The sequence below is a fragment of the Streptomyces sp. NPDC017246 genome, from assembly GCF_044331325.1.
Taxonomy (GTDB): Bacteria; Actinomycetota; Actinomycetes; order Streptomycetales; family Streptomycetaceae; genus Streptomyces.
On sequence record NZ_JBIRMW010000002.1, the window covers coordinates 749558 to 775493 of the forward strand.

At 73.3% G+C, this 25936-nt stretch carries 26 protein-coding genes; 16 read left to right on the top strand and 10 right to left on the bottom strand.

Going from position 1 to position 25936, the window contains the following annotated elements; genetic code table 11:
* Positions 1-45: 45 nt before the first annotated feature.
* From folK to ACH4MY_RS08275, 5 genes are all read right to left on the bottom strand, one after another.
* Positions 46-645: a 2-amino-4-hydroxy-6-hydroxymethyldihydropteridine diphosphokinase gene (gene folK, locus ACH4MY_RS08255; RefSeq protein WP_397999187.1), complete on the bottom strand. Its 600-nt coding sequence runs from the start codon at positions 643-645 to the stop codon at positions 46-48.
* On the bottom strand, positions 642-1001 hold the full coding sequence (gene folB / locus ACH4MY_RS08260; RefSeq protein ID WP_397999190.1) for a dihydroneopterin aldolase: 360 nt from the start codon (positions 999-1001) through the stop codon (positions 642-644). The genes folK and folB overlap by 4 nt, the downstream gene beginning before the upstream one ends.
* A 145-nt stretch (positions 1002-1146) precedes the next feature.
* Complete coding sequence (locus tag ACH4MY_RS08265) at positions 1147-1614, bottom strand: nuclear transport factor 2 family protein (RefSeq protein WP_397999192.1); 468 nt, start codon at positions 1612-1614, stop codon at positions 1147-1149.
* Entirely contained in the window at positions 1611-2471 is an 861-nt protein-coding gene (folP, locus tag ACH4MY_RS08270; RefSeq protein ID WP_397999195.1) for a dihydropteroate synthase, read from the bottom strand. The genes ACH4MY_RS08265 and folP overlap by 4 nt, the downstream gene beginning before the upstream one ends.
* 28 nt (positions 2472-2499) lie before the next feature.
* Complete coding sequence (locus tag ACH4MY_RS08275) at positions 2500-4344, bottom strand: phosphatidylglycerol lysyltransferase domain-containing protein (protein ID WP_397999198.1); 1845 nt, start codon at positions 4342-4344, stop codon at positions 2500-2502.
* 165 nt (positions 4345-4509) lie between these two features.
* Between ACH4MY_RS08275 and ACH4MY_RS08280 the strand changes: the two genes are divergently transcribed.
* On the top strand, positions 4510-5622 hold the full coding sequence (locus ACH4MY_RS08280; RefSeq protein WP_397999201.1) for an alpha/beta hydrolase: 1113 nt from the start codon (positions 4510-4512) through the stop codon (positions 5620-5622).
* 81 nt (positions 5623-5703) lie between these two features.
* On the opposite strand, the gene ACH4MY_RS08285 is transcribed toward ACH4MY_RS08280, so the two are convergent.
* The gene (locus ACH4MY_RS08285; protein ID WP_397999204.1) at positions 5704-6696 is read right to left on the bottom strand and encodes an ABC transporter ATP-binding protein; all 993 of its coding nucleotides are present in this window, start codon (positions 6694-6696) and stop codon (positions 5704-5706) included.
* 142 nt (positions 6697-6838) lie between these two features.
* Here ACH4MY_RS08285 and ACH4MY_RS08290 point away from each other — a divergent pair, with 142 nt between their 5' ends.
* The 5 genes from ACH4MY_RS08290 to ACH4MY_RS08310 all read left to right on the top strand — a co-directional run bounded on the left by ACH4MY_RS08290 (position 6839) and on the right by ACH4MY_RS08310 (position 10924).
* Positions 6839-7525: an ABC transporter permease gene (locus ACH4MY_RS08290; protein ID WP_397999207.1), complete on the top strand. Its 687-nt coding sequence runs from the start codon at positions 6839-6841 to the stop codon at positions 7523-7525.
* 1 nt (position 7526) lies between these two features.
* On the top strand, positions 7527-8192 hold the full coding sequence (locus ACH4MY_RS08295) for an ABC transporter permease (RefSeq protein WP_397999210.1): 666 nt from the start codon (positions 7527-7529) through the stop codon (positions 8190-8192).
* A gap of 26 nt (positions 8193-8218) precedes the next feature.
* Positions 8219-9217, top strand: a complete 999-nt coding sequence (locus tag ACH4MY_RS08300) for an ABC transporter substrate-binding protein (RefSeq protein WP_397999212.1) — start codon at positions 8219-8221, stop codon at positions 9215-9217.
* 130 nt (positions 9218-9347) lie between these two features.
* The gene (locus ACH4MY_RS08305) at positions 9348-10439 is read left to right on the top strand and encodes a hypothetical protein (protein WP_397999215.1); all 1092 of its coding nucleotides are present in this window, start codon (positions 9348-9350) and stop codon (positions 10437-10439) included.
* Positions 10436-10924 (top strand): GNAT family N-acetyltransferase, encoded by a 489-nt coding sequence (locus tag ACH4MY_RS08310; RefSeq protein ID WP_397999218.1) that lies wholly within the window; start codon positions 10436-10438, stop codon positions 10922-10924. The genes ACH4MY_RS08305 and ACH4MY_RS08310 overlap by 4 nt, the downstream gene beginning before the upstream one ends.
* A gap of 17 nt (positions 10925-10941) precedes the next feature.
* Here the strand turns inward: ACH4MY_RS08310 and ACH4MY_RS08315 are convergent, their stop codons facing one another.
* Positions 10942-12084: an NADH-quinone oxidoreductase subunit D gene (locus ACH4MY_RS08315; RefSeq protein ID WP_397999221.1), complete on the bottom strand. Its 1143-nt coding sequence runs from the start codon at positions 12082-12084 to the stop codon at positions 10942-10944.
* Positions 12085-12269: 185 nt separating this feature from the next.
* Here ACH4MY_RS08315 and ACH4MY_RS08320 point away from each other — a divergent pair, with 185 nt between their 5' ends.
* Positions 12270-13583 carry a hypothetical protein gene (locus ACH4MY_RS08320; protein ID WP_397999224.1) on the top strand — a complete coding sequence of 438 codons (1314 nt, stop codon included), beginning with the start codon at positions 12270-12272 and terminating at the stop codon, positions 13581-13583.
* Positions 13584-13648: 65 nt separating this feature from the next.
* On the opposite strand, the gene ACH4MY_RS08325 is transcribed toward ACH4MY_RS08320, so the two are convergent.
* The gene (locus ACH4MY_RS08325; RefSeq protein WP_397999227.1) at positions 13649-14701 is read right to left on the bottom strand and encodes an SAM-dependent methyltransferase; all 1053 of its coding nucleotides are present in this window, start codon (positions 14699-14701) and stop codon (positions 13649-13651) included.
* 96 nt (positions 14702-14797) lie between these two features.
* Here ACH4MY_RS08325 and ACH4MY_RS08330 point away from each other — a divergent pair, with 96 nt between their 5' ends.
* The 3 genes from ACH4MY_RS08330 to ACH4MY_RS08340 are packed head-to-tail and all read left to right on the top strand — an operon-like array spanning position 14798 to position 17322.
* A complete protein-coding gene (locus tag ACH4MY_RS08330; RefSeq protein ID WP_397999230.1) occupies positions 14798-16000 on the top strand; it encodes a sensor histidine kinase in 1203 nt (400 codons plus the stop codon).
* An 18-nt stretch (positions 16001-16018) separates the two neighbouring features.
* On the top strand, positions 16019-16696 hold the full coding sequence (locus ACH4MY_RS08335) for a response regulator (RefSeq protein ID WP_397999233.1): 678 nt from the start codon (positions 16019-16021) through the stop codon (positions 16694-16696).
* Between the two features lie 14 nt (positions 16697-16710).
* Positions 16711-17322, top strand: a complete 612-nt coding sequence (locus ACH4MY_RS08340; protein ID WP_397999236.1) for an AAA family ATPase — start codon at positions 16711-16713, stop codon at positions 17320-17322.
* 110 nt (positions 17323-17432) lie between these two features.
* Here ACH4MY_RS08340 and ACH4MY_RS08345 read toward each other — a convergent pair whose 3' ends face one another.
* On the bottom strand, positions 17433-18515 hold the full coding sequence (locus ACH4MY_RS08345; protein WP_397999429.1) for a DUF5937 family protein: 1083 nt from the start codon (positions 18513-18515) through the stop codon (positions 17433-17435).
* 153 nt (positions 18516-18668) lie between these two features.
* Here ACH4MY_RS08345 and ACH4MY_RS08350 point away from each other — a divergent pair, with 153 nt between their 5' ends.
* Positions 18669-18875, top strand: coding sequence for a hypothetical protein (locus tag ACH4MY_RS08350; protein ID WP_397999238.1), 207 nt, complete (start codon positions 18669-18671; stop codon positions 18873-18875).
* A gap of 85 nt (positions 18876-18960) precedes the next feature.
* On the opposite strand, the gene ACH4MY_RS08355 is transcribed toward ACH4MY_RS08350, so the two are convergent.
* On the bottom strand, positions 18961-20127 hold the full coding sequence (locus tag ACH4MY_RS08355; RefSeq protein WP_397999241.1) for a threonine aldolase family protein: 1167 nt from the start codon (positions 20125-20127) through the stop codon (positions 18961-18963).
* 125 nt (positions 20128-20252) lie between these two features.
* Here ACH4MY_RS08355 and ACH4MY_RS08360 point away from each other — a divergent pair, with 125 nt between their 5' ends.
* Genes ACH4MY_RS08360 through ACH4MY_RS08380 form a run of 5 tightly spaced genes read left to right on the top strand, consistent with a single transcriptional unit; the run spans position 20253 to position 25712 of the window.
* Entirely contained in the window at positions 20253-21170 is a 918-nt protein-coding gene (locus tag ACH4MY_RS08360) for a Rossmann-like and DUF2520 domain-containing protein (protein WP_397999244.1), read from the top strand.
* Complete coding sequence (gene panC, locus ACH4MY_RS08365; RefSeq protein WP_397999247.1) at positions 21167-22177, top strand: pantoate--beta-alanine ligase; 1011 nt, start codon at positions 21167-21169, stop codon at positions 22175-22177. Before ACH4MY_RS08360 ends, panC begins: the two co-directional genes overlap by 4 nt.
* Positions 22174-23868: an L-aspartate oxidase gene (locus ACH4MY_RS08370; RefSeq protein WP_397999250.1), complete on the top strand. Its 1695-nt coding sequence runs from the start codon at positions 22174-22176 to the stop codon at positions 23866-23868. Before panC ends, ACH4MY_RS08370 begins: the two co-directional genes overlap by 4 nt.
* Positions 23869-24906 carry a carboxylating nicotinate-nucleotide diphosphorylase gene (nadC, locus tag ACH4MY_RS08375; RefSeq protein ID WP_397999253.1) on the top strand — a complete coding sequence of 346 codons (1038 nt, stop codon included), beginning with the start codon at positions 23869-23871 and terminating at the stop codon, positions 24904-24906.
* Complete coding sequence (locus ACH4MY_RS08380; RefSeq protein ID WP_389680552.1) at positions 24906-25712, top strand: type III pantothenate kinase; 807 nt, start codon at positions 24906-24908, stop codon at positions 25710-25712. The genes nadC and ACH4MY_RS08380 overlap by 1 nt, the downstream gene beginning before the upstream one ends.
* Positions 25713-25936: the final 224 nt, after the last annotated feature.

A 25936-nucleotide genomic window follows, 5' to 3' on the forward strand; every position in this document is an offset into this window, starting at 1 on the left:
GTGTCCTTCATGTGGTCGCGATCGGTCTGCCACGAAGCGTAACGACTACTCGGGCAGACGGAGTTCCAGGTCGGTGCGGCGTGCGACACCGGCGCTGCCGAGGGCGGTGAGGAGCTCGGCGACGGGGCCCTGGCCGGGGATGCGGGCCTCGGGGTCCACGTCGTGCCAGGGGGCGAGCACGAAGGCGCGCTGGTGGGCGCGGGGGTGCGGGAGGGTGAGGACGGGGTCCGCGGAGACCACGTCCGCGTAGGCGACGATGTCGACGTCGATGGTGCGGGCGCCCCAGCGCTCCTCGCGGATGCGGTGGAAGGCCTCCTCGACGGCGTGGGCCCGCTCCAGGAGGGAGGAGGGCGGCAGGGTCGTCTTCACCAGCGCGACGGCGTTGAAGTACGAGGGCTGGGTGCCGGGCTCGACGCCCCAGGGCTCCGTCTCGTACACGGGGGAGACCGCCTTGACCCGGAGGCCGGGGGTGTCGGCGAGGGCGTCGACGGCCCCCTGGAGGGTCTCCAGGCGGTTGCCGAGGTTGGCGCCGAGGGCGACGACGGCCCAGCGGGGGTTGGACAGGGTCGTGTCGGCCGCGTCGACGGTCTCGACGACGGAGGCCGGTACGGGCTGGACGGTGGGATCGCTCTGCGTCGGCATCATCGTCGGCTCCGGGTGATCGTGATGGTCACGTCGTCGAAGGGCACGGTGATGGGGGCGTCCGGCTTGTGCACGACGACTTCCACCTCCTGTACCCCGGCATGGCTGAGACATTGCTGGGCAATGCGCTCGGCGAGGGTTTCGATGAGATCGACGGGTTCGCCCTGGACGACGTCGACGACCTCTTCGGCGACGATCCCGTAGTGCACGGTCTTCGTCAGGTCGTCGGCGGCGGCCGCCGGGCGGGTGTCCAGGCCGAGGACCAGGTCCACGATGAAGGTCTGGCCCTCCTCGCGCTCCTTGGGGAAGACGCCGTGATGGCCCCGGGCCTTGAGGCCGCGCAGCGCGACACGATCCACGCGAATCACTCCTGCTGTCGTAGTTCGGGTGGCCACGCAGCCGGGTGCGGACGGCCGGGTGTCCAGCATCGAATCTACCTGCGGGGACCGACAGCGCCTGCCCTTGGGGGCCGCGGGCGGGTCAGGAGGGCAGGTCGGGGAGGGGTTACGCGTCGGCCGCGCCGGGCTCGTCGTCCTCGGTTCCGTCGGTGTCCGCAAGGACGGGGGAGGCGTGGTGGGACCAGATCCGCCAGCCGTCCGGTGTGTGGCGGAACACATTGGTGGCGACGACGAGCTGGCCGACGAGGGGTCCCAGTTCGGCGCCGTCCTCGGCGGGTCCGCCGCTGAGGATGTTCTCGGTGCAGGTGACGACGGCGGTGCCGTCGGCGAGGGAGATCTTGAGGTCGGTGAGGAAGAACTGGATGTACTCGGTGTTCGCCATGATCAGCGCGTACGAGCGGAGCACCTCGCCGCGGCCGGTGAGGACGGGCCAGCCGGGGTGGACGCAGGTGATGGGGGTGGCCCCGTCGTCGAGCCAGAGCTCCGAGACGCGCTCGAAGTCGCCGGTCTCCAGCGCCTCGTAGAAGGCGGTGTTGGCGGCTTCGACGGCCGCCTCGTCGGTGCTGCGGCTCACGCGGCTCCCTCGACGGCGCGGGCGACGCGTACGGCGTCGGCGGTGGCTCTGACCTCGTGGACGCGGACGGCCCACGCGCCCGCGTGGGCGGCGAGGGCGGAGACGGCGGCGGTGGCGGCGTCGCGTTCGCGGGCGGGCGGCGGGGCGGCGCCCCGCCGGGCGAGGACGTGGCCGAGGAAGCGCTTGCGGGAGGCGGCGACCAGGAGGGGGCGGCCGAGGGCGCGGAGCTCGGGGAGGTGGGCGACGAGGGCGAGGTCGTGGGGGGCGAGCTTGGCGAAGCCGAGGCCCGGGTCGACGACGATGCGTGCGGGGTCGACCCCGCCGTCGACGACGGCTTCCAGGCGGGTGCGGAGTTCGCCGACGACCTCGGTGACGACGTCGTCGTACACGGCGAGGCTGTTCATGTCCTGGCTGAATCCGCGCCAGTGCATGACGACGAAGGGGACTTCGGCGGCGGCGACGGCGGGGACCATCCCGGGGTCGGCGAGGCCGCCGCTGACGTCGTTGACGAGGACGGCGCCGGCTTCGACGGCGCGGGCGGCCACGACGGCGCGCATGGTGTCGACGGAGACGGTGACGCCTTCGGCGGCGAGGCCGCGGACGACGGGGACGACGCGGCGGAGTTCCTCCTCCTCGTCGACGCGGCTGGCGCCGGGCCGGGTGGACTCGCCGCCGACGTCGACGAGGTCCGCTCCTTCGGCGACGAGTTCGAGGCCGTGTTTGACGGCGGCCGTGGTGTCGAACCAGCGGCCGCCGTCGGAGAAGGAGTCGGGGGTCACGTTGACCACGCCCATGACCGCGCAGCGGTCCCACTCCGGCAGGCCCCGGGCGGTGCCCCGGTCGATCGTCGTACTCATGTGTCCAGCGTAGGGCCCGGCGAGCGGATCAGGCCGCGCGCATCTCGCGCTCGGCGGGCGCGGTGACGATGTGGGTGCAGGGGCGGGGGGCCGGGGCGGGGCGCCGGCGGGCGAGGGGGCGGGGCAGGGAGAGGTTCACGAAGCCTTCGGCCTGCATGGCGGCGAAGCCGATGCGGGGGAGGTCGCGGCTCTTGCGGTAGACGACGAAGCGGGGTTCCCAGCGGGGCCGGAACTTGGCGTTGAACTTGTACAGCGACTCGATCTGGAACCAGCGGGAGAGGAAGACGAGCAGTCCGCGCCAGACGCGCAGGACGGGTCCGGCGCCGATCTTCTCGCCGCGGGCGAGGGCGGAGCGGAACATGGCGAAGTTGAGGGACACGCGCGCGATGCCGAGGCCGGGGGAGGCCTGGAGGGCGGCGACGATGAGGAGCTCGTTCATGCCGGGGTCGGCGGAGCGGTCGCGGCGCATGAGTTCGAGGGACATGCCGTCGGTGCCCCAGGGGACGAAGTGGATGATCGCCTTGAGGTCGCCGTAGGGCGAGTCGGGGTCGTCGCCGGCGTCGCTCTTGTGGGCGGTCGCTATCACGGCGTCTCCGTCGCCGGGGGCTCCGATGCGGCCGAGGGCCATGGAGAAGCCGCGTTCGGTGTCGGTGCCGCGCCAGTCGGCGGCGGCGCGGCGGACGCGTTCGAGTTCGGCGTCGTCGAGGTCACGGACGCGGCGGACGCGGGTGGTGTAGCCGTTGCGTTCGATGCGCTTCACCATCTGGCGGACGTTGCGCATGGCCCGTCCGGAGAGCGAGAAATCCGCGACGTCGACGACCGCCTCGTCGCCGAGTTCGAGGGCGTCGAGGCCGGTCTCGCGGGTCCAGACCTGGCCGCCGGTCTCGGAGCAGCCCATGACGGCGGGGGTCCAGGAGTGGGCCTTGGCCTCGTCCATGAAGCGTTCGATGGCGCCGGGCCAGGCTTCGACGTCGCCGATGGGGTCGCCGCTGGCGAGCATGACGCCGGAGACCACGCGGTAGCAGACGGCGGCCTTGCCGCTGGGGGAGAAGACGACGCCCTTGTCGCTGCGGAGGGCGAAGTGGCCGAGGGAGTCCCGGCCGCCGTGCTGGTCGAGGAGGGCGCGGAGGCGGACCTCGTCCTCGTCGGTGAGGCGGGCGGCGGGGTGCTCGGGGCGGAAGGCGAGGTAGATGGTGGTGAGGGCGGTGAGCATGCCGAGGGCGCCGAGGGAGTAGCCGACGGTCCAGTCGACGCCGTTGCTGTAGCCGACGGGGCCTTCGACGCCGAAGAGTCCGTACAGGACGTGTTCGAGGCGGTCGGCGAGGCTGGGGCTGCCGAGGACGCGGCGCGGGTGGGCGCTGACGATGACGAGGCCGAGGGCGATGGATCCGGCGCCCATGAGGACGAAGTTGGCGAGTGCGCGCCAGCGGCTGCGGGGGTCGGGCAGGGCGGCGAACTCACTCCGATGGCGCAGGAGGAGGGTGAGGAGTACGAGGGAGAGGAGGGCTCCGAGGACCGAGTGGCGCCAGACGAACTGGGCGGCGGCGCCGAGGGGGAGCAGGACGACGGCGGCGCGCCAGGCGCGGCGCTTGTGGCGCTTGAGGCCGTGGGCGAGGAGCAGCAGGAGCACGCCGGCGCTGAGGGAGAGGGCGGCGGAGAGGGGTCCGAGGGTGCCGGGGAGGACTTCCGCCATGGCGTGCATGCGGCTGGCGCGGAAGCGGGGGAACACTCCGGCGGCGATGTCGATGAGGCCGATCAGGGTGCAGGCCGTGCCGACGAGGGCGGGGACCTTCTCGGGTCGGGGGCCGCGGAGAACACGGCGTACCCGAACCGGAACCAATCCCGATTTGTCCCCATCTACTGTGACAGACATGGCTTCCCGTACTTCCCGTGGTCCTGCGAAGGGTCCTTGACTCCGGTCGGGCCCTGCGGCGCGTTCGGCGGGCCGTTCCGGTTGGTGCGCCTTCTAGGACGGAGCCGTGCGGGGTCGGGTTCATCGGTTCACAGGAAATTCTCGGAAAGAAGGCTCGGTCGTCCCATGGGTCTCACCAGCAACAAAGTCCTCGTGGTGGCGGTCGTGCTCGCCCTGACGCTGTTCTTCGCCACGGTCTGGCTCTGGCCGCGGCTCGCGCGCCGCCGCTGGCGGGCGGTGGTGGGGAGGGTGGGCCTGCTGCTCGTGACCCAGGTGGTGCTGTTCGCGGCGGTGGGGCTGGCGGCGAACCGTTCCTTCCTCTTCTACGGCTCGTGGGCCGACCTGTTCGGGCAGGAGCAGGACATGGGCGTGGTCGTCGACCACGGGGCCGGTTCGAAGGACGTACGGGTGGTGGGGACGCAGGCGCTCGACGTGCCGGGCGGCGGCCGTCCCGAGGTCGGCGGCCAGATACAGAAGGTCGTCGTGGCGGGGGAGCGGTCGGGGATCGTCTCGCCGGCCTATGTGTACCTGCCGCCGGAGTACTTCCAGGAGCGGTACGCGAAGCGCACGTTCCCGGCCTCGGTGGTGCTCACGGGGTATCCGGGGACGGCGGAGAACCTGATCAAGGGGCTGAAGTACCCGAAGACGGCGTACCTCCAGGCGAAGGAGGGGCGGATGCAGCCGATGATCCTGGTGATGCTGCGGCCGACGGTGGCTCCGCCCCGGGACACCGAGTGCGTGGACGTGCCCGGCGGTCCGCAGACGGAGACCTTCTTCGCGGAGGACCTGCCGAAGGCGGTCTCGGAGACGTACCGGGTGGGGACGAAGCCGCGGAACTGGGGGTTCATGGGGAACTCCACGGGCGCGTACTGCGCGCTGAAGATCGCCCTGCACCACCCGGACCGGTTCGCGGCGGGGGCGGGTTTCTCCGCGTACTACCGGGCGGCGGAGGACGTGACGACGGGTGACCTCTTCCAGGGGGACGACGGGCTGCGCAAGCGGGCCGACCTGCTGTGGAGCCTGGACCATCTGCCGCAGGGCAGGACGTCGTTCCTGGTGACGACGTCGAAGCGGGGCGAGGACAACCGGCGGGGCACGCTGGAGTTCGTCAAGAAGGTGAAGAGCCCGGCGAGCGTCTCGTCGATCACGCTGGAGAGCGGCGGCCACAACTTCAACACGTGGAACCGGGAGATCCCGCCGGGGATGGTCTGGATGGGCGGCAAGCTCAGCGCGACCTGAGCCGTGCCGGCCGGGAGTACGGCCCGGGCCGGGGGTCCGGCGCAGGCCGGGAGCACGGCTCGGGCCGGTGCCGGCGGGGGATCACGAGGCCGTGGCCGACGCCCGGCGCAGGGCGCGGTGGACGCCCTCCGGGGTGAGGACGCCGAGGGGCCGGCCGTCCTCGCCGGTGACGGTGAGGCGGCCGGTGTCGTGCTGGAGGAGCACGGCGAGGGCGTCCTTGAGCGAGGTCCCGAGGGGGACGGGGGCGGCGCCGTCCGGGTTCCCGGGCTTCTCCGGCGGGCCGGGACTCCCCGCCGGTACGGGTTCGAGGTCGGCCTCGGTGACCGGTGTGACGGCGAGCCGCTTCAGGCCCCGGTCGCTGCCGACGAAGTCCGCGACGTACGGGGTGGCGGGGGAGCCGAGGACGGTGGCGGGGGTGTCGAACTGCTCGATGCGGCCCTGTCCGTAGACGGCCATGCGGTCGCCCATGCGGACGGCCTCCTCGATGTCGTGGGTGACGAGGAGGACGGTCTTGCGGACGGTGGCCTGGAGGGCGAGGAACTCGTTCTGGAGGCGTTCGCGGACGACGGGGTCGACGGCGCCGAACGGCTCGTCCATGAGGAGGACCGGCGGGTCGGCGGCGAGGGCGCGGGCGACGCCGACGCGCTGGCGCTGGCCGCCGGAGAGCTGGGCGGGGTAGCGGGAGCCGTAGGTGGCCGGGTCGAGGCCGACGAGGTCGAGGAGTTCGGCGGCACGCGCGCGTGCAGCGGCCTTCTTCCAGCCGAGGAGGGCGGGGACGGTCGCGGTGTTGTCGAGGACCGTGCGGTGGGGGAAGAGCCCGACCTGCTGGATGACGTAGCCGATCTTGCGGCGCAGGGCGACGGGGTCGACGCCGGCGATGTCCTCGCCGTCGACGAGGACGCGTCCGGAGGTCGGCTCGACGAGCCGGTTCACCATCATCATCGTGGTCGTCTTGCCGCAGCCGGACGGCCCGACCAGGGTGACGAGTTCGCCCTCCGCGACCTCGAAGGAGAGGTCGTCGACGGCGGTGGTGCCGTCCGCGTACCGCTTGGTCACGTGCTCGAACCGGATCATGGTTCCCCATTCTGGCCCCTGGACGCCGGGGGTGTGTGAAGGGCGTGTTGCCGCATTGTGGCGGGTCTCGGGGATTGTCGGTGGCGGGGGATAGGGTCGTCACACATACGTTCGGAAGGCTGACGACCGGGGGGAGGAACGGATGGGCGCACCGAACTGTCTGGTCACGAACGACTGGATCTGCGGGGAGTATCTGCGTACGCGGGCCGAGGAGTTGACGGACGCCACGCTCCAGCATGTGGGAATCACGGTCGTGTCCGTGCTGATCGCGCTCGCCGTCGCGGTGCCGCTCGCCCTGCTGGTCCGCGCCAGGCCCCGGTTCGCGGGACCGGTCCTCGGACTGACCACCCTGCTCTACACGGTGCCGTCGCTCGCCATGTTCTCGCTGCTGCTGCCCCTCTTCGGTCTGTCGTCGGCGCTCGTGGTGACCGGACTCGTGCTGTACGCGCTGACCATCCTCGTGCGGAACACCCTGGCGGGGCTCGCCGCGGTGCCGGCCGAGACCCGGGAGGCGGCGCGGGGCATGGGGTACGGCTCGCTGCGCCTGCTCTGGCAGGTCGAACTGCCGCTCGCGCTCCCGGTGCTGATGGCGGGCGTACGGATGGCGACGGTCTCGACGATCGCGCTGACGACGGTCGGTTCGGTCGTCGGCCGCGGCGGCCTCGGCAATCTCATCGAGGACGCGCTGCCCACCTTCTTCAAGGCGCAGATGCTCGCCGCCTCGGTGCTGTGCGTGCTGCTCGCCGTCACCGCCGACCTGTTGCTCCTGGGACTCCAGCGGCTGCTGACGCCGTGGACCCGGATACGGACCGCGCCGGGAGGTGGGTGAGATGGGCATCGTGACGGACGCCTGGGGCTGGCTCACCACCGGCGCGCACTGGACGGGCGAGGAGGGCGTCGGGCGGCGGCTCGCCGAGCACGTGTACGTGAGCGGGGCGGCGCTGCTGATCGCCGGGGCGCTCGCACTGCCGCTGGGGCTGTGGCTCGGCCACCTCGGCAGGGGCGGGACCCTCGCGGTGAACGTGTCCAACGTGGGACGGGCGATACCCGTCTTCGCGGTGCTCGCCCTGTTCATGGTGTCGCCCCTGAGGAACGCCGGCTATGTGCCGACCGTCGTGGCCCTCGTGCTGTTCGCGATACCGCCGCTCCTCACCAACGCCTACGTGGGGATGAGGGAGGTGGACCGGGCCGCGGTCCGGGCCGCGCGGGGCATGGGGATGACGGGCGGTCAGCTCTTCCGGAAGGTCGAACTCCCGCTGGCCCGGCCGGTGGTGATGACCGGGGTGCGTTCGGCCGCGGTGCAGGTGGTCGCCACGGCGACGGTGGCGGCGATGGTCGGCCAGGGAGGCCTGGGCCGGATCATCACGGCCGGTTTCGCCACGTACGACACGGCGCAGGTCGTCGCGGGCGCGGTGCTCGTCGCCCTGCTGGCCCTCCTGGTGGAGGGCGTGCTGGTGGGCGCGGAGCGCCTCTTCGGACGCCTCGCGCGTCTCTGAACTTCTTACTGAACGCTGACTGGGGAATGGGTGATCTCGTGAACAGGGTCTCGCGTATCGCGGGCGCGGTGCTGGGTACGGCGGCGCTGACCGTCGCGCTGGCCGCGTGCGGCGGCGACAGCCTGGAGCAGGGCAAGGAGAAGGGCTCGGGAGCCTCAGGGGGCACCGGCGGCGCGGAGAAGGGCTCGCTGGTGGTCGGTGCCGCCGCCTTCACCGAGGCCAAGGTGCTCGCCGAGCTGTACGCACAGACGCTGCGGGACGCCGGATACTCCGTGTCGATCACCACGGTGAAGAATCGCGAGCTGTACGAGCCGTCCCTGGAGAAGGGCGAGATCGACGTCGTCCCGGAATACGCGGCGACGATCGCGGAATTCCTCAACGCGAAGGTGAACGGGCCGAAGGCGCCCGAGGAGAAGCCGGTCGCCTCCGGTGACGCGACGGCCACGGTCGAGGCGCTGCGCAAGCTCGCCGAACCGCGCGGTCTGAAGGTGCTGGCGGTCGGTGGGGCGGTCGATCAGAACGCCTTCGCGGTGACGAAGGAATTCGCCGCGAAGAACAAGCTGACGACGCTTTCGGATCTCGGCAGGGCGAAGCTGAAGGTGAAGATCGCCGCCGGTGACGAATGCGCGGTACGGCCGTTCTGCGCGCCCGGTCTGAAGAAGGCGTACGGGATCGACGTGACCGGGATCGACCCCAAGGGCGTCGGCACCCCGCAGGCCAAGCAGGCGGTGAAGGACGGGGTGGACCAGCTGGTCCTGACGACCACCACGGACGCCACGATCGACAGCTACGGCCTGGTCTTCCTCGAAGACGACAAGAAGCTGCAGAACGCCGACAACGTGCTGCCCGTGGTCAACGCCAAGGACGCCGGTTCTCCGGAGATAGCCGCCGCCCTGGACAAGATCACCAAGGTGCTGACCACAGCGGATCTCGCCGAACTCAACCGCAAGGTCGACGCCGAGCGGGCGAAGCCGGAGGACGTCGCCAAGGAGTATCTGGAGACGAAGGGGCTGCTCAAGAAGTAGGCACCGGGTGAGGGGAGTCGGCCCGAAACGGAACCGGAACGGTGGATATCCACTTCTGATGACGAGAAGTGGCCAAGAGATTGCCGGGCCGACACCCCACACAGCGCCTACGCACGGTAAATTTCAGGCCATGCCACGTGGACGCCACCGCCATTCCCCGCCTCTGCACAAGCTGCTGCCGCCCTCCGCGGTCGCCGGCGCCGCGGTCGTGTGTGCCGCGGCCGCCTGGCTGCCCGGTGAACTGGTCGTCGTGCGGCTGCTCGCGGCCGCGGCGGCCGCCGCCGCTGTCACCGGCGCCGTCCTCATGCGCAGTTGGGACCGGAGCGCCGGTCTGCGGGTCGCCGAGCTCGACCGGGCGCGCACCGCCGACCAGTGGAAGGCCGAGGAACGGCTCGCCGAGCTGGAGTCCGATCTGGAAGAGGCCCGCGCGCTGCGCTCCAGGCTCGACACCAAGCTCCGCGCCAAGCGGGTGGAGCTCGCCGGGCTGCGCGGCGAGCACGCCGACCTGCTCCGCCGGTACGCCACCGCCGAGACCGAGCGGGCCAGTGCGCTGGAGGGCGCCCGGGTCCTGGCGCTCGAGTCCGCGGGCACCGCCAAGGCACTGCCCGCCGGAGCGTCCACGCCCACCCCGGAGGCCTTCCGCCGCGCCGCCCAGGCCCTGCGGGACCTCCCGCGCAACGCCGCGGCCCAGCAGGCCCGCCGCACCACCGAGGCGGCCCGCGCGCGCGACCTCGCCGAGCGGGCCCGGGAGACGGAGGAGCCCCGGGGGAAGCACGCGGCGGCCGCCGGAACCGAGCACACCCGCCCGGCCGCCCCCGCCCTCGCGCTCCCGCCGGCCGCGCCGGTCCCGCCCGCCTCCACCATGGTCCCCGCGGTGCCGACCGCGTCCGCGATCGTCCCGTACGCGGCCCGCAGGCCCGCCCCGCGCCCCGAGGGCAACTTCGACTTCTTCGGTACGCAGAAGGCGGCGGCCATCGAGGCCGTGCAGAACACGGACCTGGCGGACGTCGTGGGCGAAGAGGTCCTCGAAGAGGCCCTGGCCCAGTCCGCGCTCGGTGCGCCGATCCTCACCCCCATCAGCCCCACCGGCACCCCCGGGAACCCGCTCGCTCCCCGTGTCCCGGAGCAGTCCCAGGCGGTCGGCCAGGTCATCGACCTGACCGCGCACGACGAGACCGAGCAGTTCGACGTGGCCGAGCTGCGCGGAGCGGTGAACTCGTGACCCACCGCCTCGCCGTCCTCCCGGCAGGCGAGGCCGCCCGGCACCGCGACGAGCTGCTCGCCCTGTGCGCCCAGGCGTTCTGCGGCGCCCCCTGGCACGAGCCGCCGCGCGGCGCCGTACGCACCGTGGACCGGCTGCTCGACTCGGCCGCGCGCAAGGACGGCTTCAGCGCGGTGATCGCGCTCGACGCCGACGACGCACTGATCGGGCTCGCGGCCGGCTGGACCGACACCATCCTGACCGGCGGGGAGCCCGCCTTCGAACTCGCCGAGCTCGTGGTCGCCCCCGGCAGCCAGGGGAGCGGCATCGGCCGTCGGCTGCACGACGCCCTGCTCGCGACCGGGACGCCCGGACGGGCCCTCCTCATGACCCTCGACGTACCGGAACTGACGGGCCGGTACGAGCGCTGGGGCTGGACGGTGGTCGACCGGCGCCGCCCCGGCAAGGAGGAGCGGGAGTACGTCGTGATGAGCCGCGGGCACTGACCCCCGGCCGGGGCCCGCTACTTGTCGATGTCGCCGACGACGAAGAACAGCGACCCCAGGATCGCCACCATGTCGGCGACCAGGGTCCCCGGCAGCAGCTCGACCAGGGCCTGGATGTTGTTGAACGAGGCCGAGCGGAGCTTCAGCCGGTACGGGGTCTTCTCGCCCTTGGACACCAGGTAGTAGCCGTTGACGCCCAGCGGGTTCTCGGTCCACGCGTAGGTGTGGCCCTCCGGGGCCTTGAGGACCTTCGGCAGCCGCTGGTTGATCGGCCCCGGCGCCAGCTCCGCCATCCGGTCCAGACACGCGTCCGCCAGGTCCAGCGCGTTGTGCGTCTGGTCGAGCAGGCACTCGAACCGGGCGAGACAGTCGCCCTCCTCGCGCACGGCGACCTTCAGGGTGTCCTGGAGCTCTCCGTAGGCCAGGTACGGCTCGTCGCGGCGCAGGTCGAAGTCGACGCCCGAGGCCCGGGCGATGGGCCCCGACACCCCGTACGCGTGGACCGCGGCCGGGGACAGGACGCCGACCCCGCGCGTACGGCCCCGGAAGATCTCGTTGCCGAGGACGAGGCGGTCGTACACGTCCATCCGCGACCGCACGTCGGCGACGGCCTGCCGGGCTCGGCCCAGCCAGCCGGCGGGCAGGTCCTCCTTGAGTCCGCCGACCCGGTTGAACATGTAGTGCATCCGGCCGCCGGAGACCTCCTCCATCACCGCCTGGAGCTCCTCGCGCTCCCGGAAGGCGTGGAAGACCGGGGTGATGCCGCCCAGTTCCAGGGGGTACGAGCCGAGGAACATCAGGTGGTTGAGCACCCGGTTCAGCTCGGCGAGGAGCGTCCGGGTCCACACCGCGCGTTCGGGGACCTCCATGCCCAGCATCCGCTCGACGGCCATGACCACGCCGAGCTCGTTGGAGAAGGCGGAGAGCCAGTCGTGCCGGTTGGCCAGCATGATGATCTGCCGGTAGTCCCGCGCCTCGAAGAGCTTCTCGGCACCCCGGTGCATGTAGCCGATCACCGGCTCGGCATGCCGCACGACCTCGCCGTCGAGCACGAGCCGGAGCCGGAGCACCCCGTGGGTCGAGGGATGCTGCGGCCCGATGTTCAGCACCATGTCGGTGCTCTCCGCCGCGCCGCCGATGCCGACCGTCGTCTCCGTCATGCGGTCAGTATCCCCCGTGCCCCGGGCCCCTCGTCGACCCGTCCACAGGCTCCGGGGCCGCCCGGCCCCAGGTCCTGCCCGGACCGACGCGGGGGCAACCTTCGCCGTACGTCGGGAGTCACACCGGTGTCAGAGAGACGGGGAGGTCCGCCTTCCCGCTCTGCCCGAACGCACCTGGGGGATTCATGGCACAACTCCGTGCCGCACTGGTCACCGCGACGGCTCTCGTCTGCGCGGTCGTCCCGACCGCCGTCGCGGTCGCCGCACCGACGACCACCGCGACGGGAACAGGAAGCGGGACAGGGACCGGAACAGAGACGGGGAGGGTCGTCCAGGAAGGCGGCCCGCTGGTCGTGCCCGTGGGCGACGAGGCCCCGGTGACGACGCGCTTCACCATCACCCTGCCGGCGTCCGTGACCGGCCGGGTGACTTTGGGTCTGCTCGTCCCCATGCCCGGTCCCTCGGCGGGCGACAGCAACCTGCCCTCCGCCACGTGCTCGGTGAACGGTGGCGCCTACCAGGACTGCGGCTGGGGGTGGGAGAGCGCCGAGACGTCCGACAGCTGGGACGACGGCTACTCGCTGTCCCTGCCGCCCACCGAGGCGGCCCGGACCCTCACCTACGACCTCAGGATCGCCACCAGCAGATGGAGCCTGATCGGAGAACGGTCCGGAAGGCTGGAGATGAAGGACGCGAGCGGGCGCGTGGTGGCCGTCGGACCGGCCACCCTCGACTTCGTCCCCGGCACGCCGGAGCCGCACGACCGGGCCATGGTCCACGCGCGCGACAGGAGCGGCGTGCTCTGGCAGTACGAGGCCACCTCCGACCCCGCCAAGCCGTTCAAGGCGCGCACGCGGATCGGCGGCGGCTGGAACGCGTACACCGCGATCACCAAACTCCGGCCGACGCGAGCGAACGGCACGGGCAGCCTCGTCGCCCGGGACAAGGCAGGCGTGCTCTGGTACTACGAGAACTCCCAGAACCCGGCGCAGCCGTTCAAGGCCCGCGTACGGATCGGTGGCGGCTGGAACACGTACACCTCGATCACCGGCACGCGCGGACATCTGGTCGCCCGGGACCGCGACGGCGTCCTCTGGGCCTACGAGCGGACGACGAACGTCGATGACCGGGCGGTGTTCAAGCCGCGCGTGCGCGTGGGCGGAGGCTGGAACGCCTACGACCTCGTCGCCAACCTCGCGGACAGGGTCGTGGCCCGCGACGCGCGCGGGGTGCTCTGGTCGTACGAGCACAAGGGCGCCGACCGGTACGGGGAGGAGTTCGACGCGAAGGCCCCGTTCAAGCCGCGCGTCCGGGTCGGCGGCGGCTGGAACGCGTACACCGTCGTCACGGAGACGGCCGAGATGACCAAGCAGCTGACCTGGCGCGGTGACGGCATCGCGCGCGACCGGAACGGCCGTCTCTGGCTCTACCACGCCACCCCCCACGCCGCCCGTACTCAGGTCGGCTGGGGCTGGAACATCTACACCACGATCGTCTGAGCTGTTCCTGTTCCTGTTCCTGCTTCCCCTGCTTCCCCTGCTTTCCGGTCCGGTCCGGCGGCGGGTCAGCCCGTCGCCGGACGGACCCGCTGGGTCAGCCAGAGGAAGTCGCCGAGGCCGCCGAGGGCGGTGAGTTCCGCGGCCTCCCCGGCCGAGGAGAGCGCGCGGACGTACCCGGCGGGATCGGTCGAGGCGAGCGAGAGCGGAGGCCGCCCGCCGGACACCCCGAGCTTCCGGAGGGCCTCCCGCTGCGTGACCAGCTCGGCCACGGGCGGCCCGTCCTCGCCCCTGCCACTGCCGACGCAGGCACCGCCCCCGACCGCCGCCGCGCACGCGTCGAGCGCCACATGGGAGGTCAGGTCGCAGTCCCCGTCCGGGACGGGCGGGACCTCGCGGCCCGCGCGGAAGCCGGTCAGGGAGCCGAAGGGCGGCCGGGCCGCCCGTACGTGCGCGTAGTCCACGGCCACCGCGCGGCCCTCCGCCAGACAGGCCACCGCCGCCGCCCACGCCTCGTCGCGGGGCCGGCCGATCTCCGCTCGCGTGCCCGGCTCCCGCAGCGGCCACCAGCGGGCCAGCCACTCCGCGTCCGGGCCGGAGACGGGTCCCGCGAGCCGTTCCGTCCCGTCCGCGCTGACCTCCACGTACCGGGCCGTGCCCTCCGCGTCCGCCTCGGCCACGTCCACCGGCACGTTGTCGAGCCACTCGTTCGCGAAGAGCAGCCCGCGCACCCCCCGGGGCAGCCGGTCGGTCCACTCGATGCGGGGGTCGAGCCCCGCCGGGCGGGCGGCGCGCTCGACGGCGTACGCCCGGACCCTCAGGGCGCCCGGCGGGCCGTTCCCTGCGGCCCCGGCACCAGCGTCGGTCGCGGCGAGCACCCCCGAGAGCAGTTCGCCCCGCCCCGCGCCCACGTCCACGAGGGCCACCTCGGCCGTTCCCAGCTCCTCCGCGACCTCGCCGAGCAGCCGGGCCACGGCCGCCGCGAAGAGCGGGGAGGCGTGCACCGAGGTGCGGAAGTGCCCCGCCGGTCCCTCGGGGCGCAGATAGAAGCCACCGGGCCCGTACAGCGCCCGTTCCGTGGCCTCACGCCACCCCTGCCACTGACACGTCTCATCCGTCACGCGGTCCAGTCTCCACCTCGGGGAGTACGGTTCCCGCGTCAAGGATCGACCCCACGGTTGATCCCTGGACCATCGGCCTTCCCTACTCTGGGTGACGTGCAGCGCCTCTACGACTTCATCCGCAGACACCCGACGGGCGTCGACACCTTCTGGGGCGTCGTCCTCCTCGGGTTCTCCCTGCTGTGGGTGGGCACGGTCTACCCGAAGGTCACCAACCCCGTCGCGTACGGCGTCGTGGTCGTGCTGTTCTCCCTGGTCGTGGCCCTGCGCCGGCGTGCCCCCGAGAAGATGCTGGTGCTCGCGATCACCCTGGGGGTCGCGCAGCTCGTCTTCGGCCTGGTCCCGTTCATGGCCGACTTCGCCATGCTCGTGATCATCTACACCGTCGCGGCGCACGACGGACCCCGCTGGGCGTCCCGGCTCGCGCTCGCCGGCGGGCTCTGCGCCTCGACGCTCTCCCAGCTGAGATGGCCCATGGAGGGCATCGGCTCCGCCGGGGCGAGGATCTTCTTCACGATCATCATGACCGTGCCGTTCGCCCTCGCCTGGGTCCTCGGCGACTCGCTCCGCACCCGCCGCGCCTACTTCGCGCAGCTGGAGGAGCGGGCCTCCCGCCTGGAGAAGGAGCGCGAGGCGCAGGCCAAGGTCGCCGTCGCCGCCGAGCGGGCCCGGATCGCCCGCGAGCTGCACGACGTCGTCGCGCACAACGTGTCGGTGATGGTGGTGCAGGCAGACGGCGCCGCCTATGTCATGGACTCCTCCCCGGAGACCGCCAAGCAGGCCCTGGAGACCATCTCCACCACGGGCCGGCAGGCACTCGCCGAGATGCGCAGACTCCTCGGGATCCTGCGCACCGGCGAGCACCAGGAGGCCGGGGAGTACGTGCCGCAGCCCGACGTGCAGCAGATCGAGGACCTCGTCGAGCAGGTCAGGAGCGCCGGTCTCACCGTGGACTTCGCGATCGAGGGGAGCCCGCGCCCGCTGCCCAGCGGCGTCGAGCTCACCGCGTACCGGATCGTGCAGGAAGCCCTCACCAACACGCGCAAGCACGGCGGTCCCGACGTCGGCGCCAGCGTCCGGCTGGTCTACTTCGACGACGGTCTCGGGCTGCTCGTCGAGGACGACGGCCGGGGATCCCCGCAGGAGATGTACGAGGACGGCGGCGCCGACGGCCGGGGCCACGGTCTGATCGGCATGCGGGAGCGAGTCGGCATGGTCGGCGGCACGCTGGACGCGGGCCCGCGTCCCGGCGGAGGCTTCCGGATCAGCGCCCTGCTTCCCCTCAAGCCCGCTCACTGACGACCCCGAAGGAATCTGATGTCCATCCGCGTGATGCTTGTCGACGACCAGGTGCTGCTGCGTACCGGCTTCCGTATGGTGCTCGCCGCCCAGCCGGACATGGAGGTCGTGGCGGAGGCGGGCGACGGGGTCGAGGCGCTCGAGGTGCTGCGCGCGACGGCGGTCGACGTCGTCCTGATGGATGTGCGCATGCCCAAGCTCGACGGGGTGGAGACGACCCGCCGGATCTGTTCGCAGCCGGACGCGCCGAAGGTGCTGATCCTGACCACCTTCGACCTCGACGAGTACGCGTTCTCGGGGCTCAAGGCGGGCGCGAGCGGCTTCATGCTGAAGGACGTGCCCCCGGCGGAGCTGCTGGGCGCGATCCGCTCGGTGCACAGCGGCGACGCGGTGGTGGCGCCCTCGACCACCCGGCGGCTCCTCGACCGCTTCTCGCCGATGCTGCCGTCCTCGGGCAAGGACCCCGAGCACAAGGAGCTGGGGCGGCTCACGGACCGGGAGCGCGAGGTGATGATGCTGGTCGCGCAGGGCCTGTCGAACGGCGAGATCGCCGCCCGGCTCGTCCTCTCGGAGGCGACGGTGAAGACCCATGTGGGCCGCATCCTGACCAAGCTGGGCCTGCGCGACCGCGTCCAGGTCGTCGTCCTCGCGTACGAGACGGGCCTGGTCCGGGCGGGCGGCGGCGCGGCCGGCTGAGCCGGGGCGTTCCGATGCTGCTGTGGATCAACGGTCCCTTCGGGGGCGGCAAGACCCAGACCGCGTACGAGCTGCGGCGACGGCTGCCCGGCAGCGTCGTGTGCGACCCGGAGCACATCGGCTTCGGGCTGCACCGGACGCTGCCGCCGTCGCTGCGCGGTGACTTCCAGGACCTGGCGGCCTGGCGGCAGGGCGTGCACGAGGTACTGGACCTGGCGCTGCGGCGGTACGGGCAGGGGCCCGTGATCGTGCCGATGACGCTCACCGATCCGGGGTACTTCGCCGAGACCGTCGGCCGGCTGCGCGCGGACCACGGCACGGACCGGGTGCACCACGTCGCGCTGCTCGCGGCGCGGGAGACGGTCCTGGGGCGGCTGGCGGAGCGGGGCCTCGGGCGCGGCCTGAAGCGGGAGAGCTTCGCCGTGGCCAAGCTGGACGAGTGCCTGGAGCGGCTCGCGGCGCCGGAGTTCGCCCATCACCTCCATACGGACCGGCTGACGGTCCCCCAGGTGGCCGACCGGATCGCGGACCTTGCCGGACTGCGGCCGGTGCCGAACACGGACGGGCCGCTGCGGCACCGACTGCGGCGGCTTCGGGTCGGCCTCGCCCACATCCGCTTCGACTAGAAGCGCGGCCGGTCGTCTCGGCCCGACGTCCCGTCCCGACGTCCCGGCCCGACGTCTCGGCCGGTCGTCGCGGCCGGTCGTCTCGCCCGTTCGTCCCGGCCGGACATCGCTCAGCGCAGCACGCTCTCCAGGAAGTCGCTGCCGAGGCGGGCGACGACGGCCACGTCCAGCTGGTGCAGGACGTAGCGGCCGCGGCGCTGGGTGGTGATCAGACCGGCCTTCTTCATGACCGCGAGGTGGCGGGAGACCTCGGGGGCGGTGATGCCGTACGCGTCGGCCAGCTCGCTCGTGGAGTACGAGCCCCGGGCGAGGCTGCGGCTCAGCCGCATCCGCATCGGGTGGGCGACCGCCTCCAGGCGCAGCTTGACGGTGTCGACGGGGGCGCCGCCGCCCAGGTCGCGGGCGGGCACCGGGTACTGGATCACCGGCTGCCAGCCGGGGGCGTGCAGCGCGAAGAGGTGCGGCCAGCCGAAGGCGGTCGGCAGGAACGTCACGCCCGAGCCCTCGGCACTGGTACGGCCCTGGACCAGCTTGTCGACGACGATCCGGGAGCCCGCCTCGTCCTCCTCCAGGACCATCGCGGAGGACGCGTCGGCGACGGCCTCGGCCAGGCCCTTGCGGCGCATCAGCTCCGTCTTGTGGCGGGCGTCGGCGGCGAGCTGGACCCGGACCCGGCGCCAGGTGTCGGCGAAGAAGGCCTCGTCGCAGTCCTCCAGGAGCCGCCGGATCCACGCGCGCGTACCGGGCGGGTCGGCGAGCATCCGCTCCACGAACGCCGCCTGGCGCGGTCCGCGCGCGGCGGCCAGATCGAGCGTGCGGCGCCGCATCCGCTCGTCGACGAGCGGCGAGGGCGCGCCGTCCGAGTAGCGGCTGGCGCAGGAGATCTCCAGGGCCGAGCCCACGTACTTCTCGTCGTCCATGCGGTCGAGGTCGTCCAGCTCCTCGGCGAGGGTCTCGCGGGGCCGGGCGGGCAGCAGGATGTCGGAGCGGGTGGAGCGCCACATGAAGTCGGCCTCGTGGAGCCGGTCCGCGAGCCCGGGCTTGAGCGCGGCGGCGGTCGTGGTGGTCCAGGCGTGGAGCCTGGCGTGGTGCGCGGGCTCGGCGAGGGCGTGCAGGGCGGCGCCCAGCTCGGCCAGCGGCGAGGGGCAGAAGGCGATCCGCTCGCGCGGCAGTCCGGTGATGTCGATGGTCACGCTCACCCCACCATGGTGCGGGGTGGGGCGGGGGCGGTGTCGCGCCGTTTGACGGGAGCCGTCAATCGACGGGTCCGGCGGCCCGGGAACGCCGTTTGACGGCTCCCGTCAAACGGCGCGCCAGGGGGCCGGAGCGGGGCGCACGGTGAGGTCATGAACGCGATGCACCAGTACCTCTTCGACACGTACCGCGCCGCTCGCCTCGGTGAGCCGATGCCGCCGGCGCCCGGCACCCATGACCTCGCCGTCCTGAGGTCGGTCCGCGACCGGCGCCGCTTCGAACGGGTGCTCGCGGGCCGCCCGGCGAGGGGCGGCCCCGGCACGGCCCTGCGCCGTCTGCTGCGCCCGCGCACCTGCTGACCGGGGGCGGCCCGCGGGCCGCCCCGCGCCGTCGGCTCCGACTCCGCGCCTCCCGACCGCCGGGGGCCGGACGCGAGCGGGCCCGCTACCCCAGCCGCGCCAGGAAGTCCCGTACCGCGGCCTTCACGTCCTCCGCCGTCCACTCCAGGCCCGGCGCCGCCACCGTCAGCTCCGTCACCGCCACCCCCGGCGGGCCGTCCGCGCCCGGGGCGAACCAGCGGCGGAAGAGGACCGTGCCGGTGGACTCGGTCTGGGCGAGGGCCGCCGCCGTGAGGGTCTCGGCGTCGTACGGCAGCCAGACCCGGAACTGGTGGGTGTGCGGGGTCTCGGGGTGGATCCGGAACCATCCGGTGCCCGCCTCCGTGAGCGCCTCCCGGACCGCGTCCGCCACCACGCGCGCGTGCGCCACGTACGAGGGCAGCCGGGGCAGCTCGACGTCCAGGCCGCGGAGCGCGGAGAGCGCCGCCGGGTACTGCTGGAAGAGCAGCCCGCCGTACCGGTGCCGCCACACCCTGGCCTCGGCCATGAGGTCCTCGGGGCCGGCGAGCACGGCGCCGGACAGGCCGCCGAGGGACTTGTAGAACGAGACGTAGACGCTGTCGGCGAGCCCCGCGATCTCCGCGAGCGGACGGCCGAAGTGCGCCGGGCACTCCCACAGCCGCGCCCCGTCGAAGTGGACCACCGCGTCCCGCTCCCGGGCCGCCTCCACCACCTCGGTCAGCTCCTCCCAGGACGGCAGTACGAAGCCGGCGTCCCGCAGCGGCAGCTCCAGCATCAGCGTCCCGAAGGGCTCCGGGTGGTCCCGTACCTCCTCGGCCGTCGGCAGCCGGGGCGCGTCGGTGGGGTGGACGGTCCGGAGCCCGGAGACGGCCCCGAGCGCGCCGCCCTCGTGGACCTCCGGGTGGGCGAGCGGATGAAGGGCGACGACGGGGCTGCCGGTCCGTCCCGCCCAGCAGCGGAGCGCCACCTGCTGTGCCATCGTGCCGGTCGGGAAGAAGACGGCGGCGGGCAGGCCGAGCTCCTCGGCGACGCGTCGTTCGAGCTCCTCGACCGGTCCGTCCCCGTACGTGTCGAGCGGCCGCTCGGCGCGGCCGTCGGCCTCCGCCCAGTCGGCGAGCTCCCGCAGGCTCGTTCCGACCGTGCCGTCCGCGGAGGCGTGCCACAGCTTCCGCCCGGCGCCGCCCCACACCTTCGCCCGGTGGAGCCGGGCCGCTTCCTCGTCCACAGGGTCTGCAGGGTCCACAGGATTCATGGGCCGATCATCACACCACCGCCCACACCCTGTGGACAGCCACGGAGCAGCGCGAAACGCTGGCGTAGCATGACCAGAAATCGTCCGGTACCCGCCGAGGACTGGAACGGAAGGCCGTCCCCACCGTGAACGCAACAGCAGCGCCAGAGCCCCGAGCCGAGGACCGACCCGCCCGGCTCACCGTCGGCGTCGTCGGCGCCGGCCGCGTGGGCCCCGCCCTGGCCGCCGCCCTCCGGCTCGCCGGGCACCGCCCCGTCGCCGTCTCCGCGGTCTCCGACGCCTCCCGGCGCCGCGCCGCGGCCCTCCTGCCCGAGGTCCCGGTCGTCGAGCCCGCGCGTGTCCTGGCCCTCGCCGACCTGGTCCTGCTCACCGTGCCGGACGACGCCCTGCCCGGCCTGGCCGAGGGCCTCGCCGACACCGGAGCCGTACGGCCGGGACAGCTGATCGTGCACACCTCCGGGCGGTACGGGGCACGGGTCCTCGACCCCGTCCGGCGGGCCGGAGCCCTGCCGCTCGCCCTGCACCCCGCCATGACCTTCACCGGCACCCCAATCGACGTCCAGCGGCTGGCCGGCTGCTCCTTCGGGGTGACCGCGCCCGAGGAGCTGAGGCTCGCCGCGGAGGCCCTGGTGATCGAGATGGGCGGGGAGCCCGAGTGGATCGCCGAGGAGGCCCGCCCGCTCTACCACGCGGCCCTCGCCCTCGGCGCGAACCACCTGGTCACCCTGGTGGCGCAGTCGATGGAGCTGCTGCACAAGGCCGGGGTCGCCGCCCCCGACCGGATGCTGGGCCCGCTCCTCGGCGCCGCCCTGGACAACGCCCTGCGGTCCGGGGACGCCGCTCTCACCGGCCCGGTCGCGCGTGGTGACGCCGGCACGGTCGCCGCCCATGTCGCCGAGCTGCGCAAGCACGCGCCCGGCACCGTCGCCGGCTATCTGGCGATGGCCCGCACCACCGCCGACCGGGCGCTCGCGCACGGTCTGCTCAAGCCCGAGCTGGCCGAGGACCTGCTGGGCGTACTCGCCGAGGGGGAGCCCCGATGAAGACCTCGCCCTTCGCGCCCGTCCGCACGGCGCGGGAGCTGCACGCCCTGGACTCCGGCAGCGGTGCCCGCCGGGCCGTGGTCATGACCATGGGCGCCCTCCACGAAGGCCACGCCACCCTGGTCCGCACCGCCCGTGAGCAGGTCGGAGCCGACGGCACCGTCGTCGTCACCGTCTTCGTCAACCCGCTCCAGTTCGGCGCGGGCGAGGACCTCGACCGCTACCCGCGGACCCTCGACGCCGACCTGGAGCTGGCCTTCGCGGCGGGCGCGAGCGCCGTCTTCGCGCCCTCCGTCGACGAGGTCTACCCCGGCGGGGAGCCCCAGGTCCGGATCACCGCGGGCCCCATGGGCGAGCGCCTCGAAGGCGCCTCCCGGCCCGGCCACTTCGACGGCATGCTGACCGTCGTCGCCAAGCTGCTCCATCTCACCGCCCCCGACCTGGCCTTCTTCGGCCAGAAGGACGCCCAGCAGCTGGCCCTGATCCGCCGGATGGCCCGCGACCTGAACTTCCCGGTGGAGATCGTCGGCGTGCCGACCGTCCGCGAGGGCGACGGCCTGGCCCTCTCCAGCCGCAACCGCTACCTGTCGTCCGAGGAGCGCCGTACGGCCCTCGCGCTGTCCGGCGCGCTCTTCGCCGCCTGCGACCGGCTCGCCGCCCAAGAGGCGCTGCGCGCGCGTGCCGAGGCCCTGCCCGGCACGCAGAACCGTGCCGAGGCGCTCTCCCGGCTCGGCGAGGCCCGGGCGGCCGCCGACGCCCACGCGGTCGCGCAGGCCGCCGACGGCAGCGGCGCCCAGGCCGTACGGGCCGCGGCCCGCGCGATCCTCGACGACGCGTCGAAGAGCGCGCCGCCGCTGGTCCTCGACTATCTGGCCCTCGTCGACCCGGCCGACTTCACCGAGGTCGCCGACGACCACGACGGGGAGGCGATCCTCGCCGTCGCCGCGCGCGTGGGGAGTACGCGGCTCATCGACAACATCCCCCTGACGTTCGGAGCGACCCAGTGACCGGAATACGGCTGCACGCCCCCGCGCCCGGCTGGGCCATCGAAGCCGATGTCGTCGTGGTCGGCTCCGGCGTCGCCGGGCTCACCGCCGCCCTGCGCTGCACCGCCGCCGGGCTCCGTGCGGTGGTCGTCACCAAGGCACGGCTCGACGACGGCTCCACCCGTTGGGCCCAGGGCGGCATCGCCGCCGCCCTCGGCGACGGCGACACCCCCGAGCAGCACCTCGACGACACCCTCGTCGCCGGTGCCGGGCTGTGCGACGAGCGGGCCGTACGGGCCCTGGTCACCGAGGGACCGGACGCCGTCCGCCGCCTGATCGCGACCGGCGCCGACTTCGACAAGACCGCCGACGGCGAGATCGCGCTGACCCGCGAGGGCGGCCACCACCGCCGCCGCATCGCGCACGCGGGCGGGGACGCGACCGGCGCCGAGATCTCCCGCGCCCTGGTCGAGGCGATACGGGACCGGGGGGTGCGCACCATCGAGCACGCCCTCGTCCTGGACCTCCTGACGGACGCCGAGGGCCGTACGGCCGGTGTGACCCTGCACGTCATGGGCGAGGGGCAGCACGACGGCGTCGGCGCCGTCCACGCGCCCGCGGTGGTCCTCGCGACCGGCGGCATGGGCCAGGTCTTCTCCGCCACCACCAACCCGGGCGTCTCCACCGGCGACGGTGTCGCCCTCGCGCTGCGCGCCGGGGCCGAGGTCTCCGACCTGGAGTTCGTCCAGTTCCACCCCACCGTGCTCTTCCTCGGCGCCGGATCCGAGGGCCAGCAGCCGCTGGTCTCCGAGGCGGTACGGGGCGAGGGCGCCCACCTGGTCGACGCCGACGGGGTCCGCTTCATGACCGGGCAGCACGAGCTGGCCGAGCTGGCGCCCCGGGACATCGTCGCCAAGGCGATCACGCGGCGCATGCAGGAGCACGGCACCGAGAACATGTACCTCGACGCCCGCCACTTCGGCGCCGAGATGTGGGAGGAGCGCTTCCCGACGATCCTGGCCGCCTGCCGCTCGCACGGCATCGACCCGGTGACGGAGCCGATCCCGGTCGCCCCCGCCGCCCACTACGCCTCCGGCGGCGTCCGCACCGACCTGCGGGGCCGTACGACCGTTCCCGGCCTGTACGCGTGCGGGGAGGTCGCCTGCACGGGCGTCCACGGCGCCAACCGGCTCGCCTCGAACTCGCTCCTCGAAGGCCTGGTCTTCGCCGAGCGGATCGCCGACGACATCACGGCCGCCGCCCCGCGCGTGCCGGGCGCCCCGGTGCCGCACCCGGCCCCGGTGACCCTGCCGCTGCCCGTGGCGGGCGCCCGGACCCGTATCCAGCGGGTCATGACGGCCGGCGCCGGAGTGCTGCGCTCCGAGGCCAGCCTCCGGGAGGCCGCCGAGGCCCTCGACGGCCTGCACAGCGACGCCGTCGCGGGCGGCACCGACGACACCAAGGCCGGCGAGCCGGGGGTGGACTCCTGGGAGACCACCAACCTGCTGTGCGTCGCCCGGGTCCTGGTCGCCGCCGCCCGCCGCCGCGAGGAGACCCGCGGCTGCCACTGGCGCGAGGACCACCCGGACCGCGACGACACGGACTGGCGCCGTCATCTCGTCGTACGCCTCACCCCGGAGCGGACCCTCGACGTCCGGACGACCGCCACGCATGACCTTCCCCCCACCTCCGATGCCCCCAGGGAGCCGTAAGTGACCACGCCCGAGGAAGCCCGTCCGCAGCCCGTGGACGTCCCTCTGATCCAGATCAGCGCCGCTTCGGCATCGTCCGCGTCTCCCGAGGGGGACGCCGGCGGCTGCGGCGACGGCTGTGGCTGCGGCGGCGCCGAGGAGTTCGAGTGCGGGCTGGACCCGGCGCTCGCCGAGCTCCTCGCGGACTCCGGTCTCGACCCCGTCCAGGTCGAGGACATCGCCCATCTCGCGATCGCCGAGGACCTCGACGGCGGCGTCGACGTGACGACCGTGGCGACCGTCCCCGAGGAGGCCGTCGCCACCGCCGACTTCACCGCCCGCGAGGCCGGTGTCGTGGCCGGTCTGCGGGTCGCCGAGGCCGTCCTGTCCATCGTGTGCACCGACGAGTTCGAGGTCGAGCGGCACGTCGAGGACGGCGAGCGCGTCGAGGCCGGGGACGTGCTCCTCAGCGTCACCGCCCGCACCCGCGACCTGCTCACCGGCGAGCGCAGCGCCCTCAACATCCTGTGCCGCCTCTCCGGCATCGCCACCGCCACGCGCGCGTGGGCGGACGTCCTGGAGGGCACGAAGGCCAAGGTCCGCGACACCCGCAAGACGACGCCCGGCCTGCGCGCCCTGGAGAAGTACGCGGTCCGCTGCGGCGGCGGCGTCAACCACCGCATGTCGCTCTCCGACGCGGCCCTGGTGAAGGACAACCACGTGGTGGCGGCCGGCGGCGTCGCGGAGGCCTTCAAGGCCGTGCGCGAGCTCTTCCCCGAGCTGCCCATCGAGGTCGAGGTCGACACGATGGACCAGGTCCGCGAGGTCCTGGACGCGGGCGCCGACCTGATCCTGCTGGACAACTTCACCCCGGGCGAGACCGAGGAGGCCGTCGCCCTCGTCGCCGGCCGGGCGGTCCTGGAGTCCTCCGGCCGGCTGACCCTGGAGAACGCGGCGGCGTACGCGGCGACCGGCGTGGACTACCTGGCGGTCGGCGGCCTCACCCACTCCTCCCCGATCCTCGACATCGGCCTCGACCTGCGCGAGGTGCGGGCCTGATGCTGCTCACCATCGACGTCGGCAACACGCACACGGTCCTCGGTCTCTTCGACGGTGACGAGATCGTCGAGCACTGGCGGATCTCCACCGATCCGAGCCGCACCGCCGACGAGATGGCGGTCCTGCTCCAGGGCCTCATGGGCATGCACCCGCTGCTCGGTGTCGAGCTGAGCGACGGCATCGAGGGGATCGCGATCTGCGCGACCGTCCCCTCGGTGCTGCACGAGCTGCGCGAGGTGACGCGGCGCTACTACGGGGACGTGCCGGCGGTCCTGGTGGAGCCGGGCGTCAAGACGGGCGTCCCGGTCCTCACGGACAACCCCAAGGAGGTCGGCGCGGACCGCGTGATCAACGCGGTCGCCGCCGTCGAGCTCTACGGCGGCCCGGCGATCGTCGTCGACTTCGGTACGGCGACGACGTACGACGCGATCACCGCGCGCGGCGAGTACGCGGGCGGGGCGATCGCGCCGGGCATCGAGATCTCGGTCGAGGCGCTCGGGGTCAAGGGGGCCATGCTCCGCAAGATCGAGCTGGCGCGCCCGCGCAGCGTGATCGGCAAGAACACGGTCGAGGCGATGCAGTCCGGCATCGTCTACGGCTACGCGGGCCAGGTCGACGGCGTGGTCGCCCGGATGAAGCGGGAGCTCGTCGGCGCGAACGGCGACCCGTCGGACGTCACGGTGATCGCGACGGGCGGTCTGGCGCCGATGGTCCTGGCCGACTCCAAGGAGATCGACGAGCACGAGCCCTGGCTGACCCTGATCGGCCTGCGCCTGGTGTACGAGCGGAACGTCTCCCGCATGTGAGAACCCGCGCCCGGGCACCCGCCGGGCCGGGCATCCGCCGGACCGGGCTCCTGCCGGGCCGGGCATCCGCCGGCCGGGCCGGGCATCCGCCGGACCCCGGGGCCCCGCCGGCCCGGGCCCCCGTGGTGGCCCCGGCGGGACCGGCCGCCGCAGGTGGGGCGCCCCGTCGGGCACCCCGGCCGTCGGCGCGCCGGAATGATCGCTAAGAGAAAATTGTCCGATTA